The organism is Pararhodobacter sp. SW119, assembly GCF_017811755.1.
Taxonomy (GTDB): Bacteria; Pseudomonadota; Alphaproteobacteria; order Rhodobacterales; family Rhodobacteraceae; genus Pararhodobacter.
Map to the genome: position 1 here is coordinate 1 of NZ_JADDJF010000166.1, position 859 is coordinate 859.

Consider the following 859-nt stretch of genomic DNA (forward strand, 5'->3'; position numbering starts at 1 on the left):
TCACCGGGCGGCTGTCGGACCATGTCGGCCGGTTCTGGCCCAATGTGCTGGGCATGTGGATCTGCGGCGCGGGCGTGGCGATGGTGGTGCTGGGCACCGGTGCGCTCTGGTGGTCGCTCTCGGCCGGCGTCGCGGGCTTCGGCATGGCGCTGCTTTACCCCAACCTCTCGGCGGCGGTGGCGGACATCACGCCACCCGCATGGCGCGGCTCGGCCATCGGCATCTACCGCTTCTGGCGCGACCTCGGCTACGCCATCGGCGCCTTCGGCCTCGGCCTTGCCGCAAGCCTGACCGGCGCTGCGGAGGCGGCCTTCTGGTTCGTCGCGATCTCGATGTTCGTGTCCGGCGGCGTGCTCTTCTGGCTCGGCGAGGAAACCCACCCACGGCTCAACCCCGCCGCTGAAGGAGCACCCGCATGAAACACCTGATCCTCCTGAACGACCCGCCCTACGGCACGGAGCGCAGCTTCAATGGCCTGCGCATGACCCATGCGCTGACCAAGAGCGACCCGGAGGCCGAGGTCAGCGTCTTCCTGATGGCCGACGCGGTTCTCTGCGCCAAGGCCGGGCAGCAGACGCCGGATGGCTACTACAACCTCGAGCGCATGCTCCGTCGTGTGCTGTCCGCCAAGGGGCGCGTCCTGATGTGCGGCACCTGCATGGACGCCCGTGGCCTCACAGAGAGCGACATGATAGAGGGGGCAAGCCGTTCGACGATGGACGAACTCGCCCAGGCGACGCTCGCCGCCGACAAGGTCCTGGTGTTCTGATGGCGGAGATGCTCACGCTGGCCGCCCTCGCGGCCGATCCGGATCGCTTCCACCTGATCGATGTGCGCGACGCCGATGACCACGCGGCCG

Annotated in this window: 2 protein-coding genes; both read left to right on the forward strand. The window is 68.7% G+C overall.

What is annotated here, in order from left to right; genetic code table 11:
• Nucleotides 1-419, forward strand: a 419-nt coding sequence (locus IM708_RS21065; RefSeq protein ID WP_209428505.1) for an MFS transporter, incomplete at its 5' end; no start/stop codon positions are given.
• Nucleotides 416-769, forward strand: coding sequence for a DsrE family protein (locus tag IM708_RS21070; RefSeq protein WP_209428506.1), 354 nt, complete (start codon nt 416-418; stop codon nt 767-769). The genes IM708_RS21065 and IM708_RS21070, both read left to right, overlap by 4 nt.
• The last annotated feature ends 90 nt before the right edge of the window (nt 770-859 follow it).

Coding starts and splice junctions, on each gene's coding strand:
- IM708_RS21070 (WP_209428506.1), top strand. CDS start 416: ATGAAACACCTGATCCTCCTGAACGACCCGCCCTACGGCACGGAGCGC.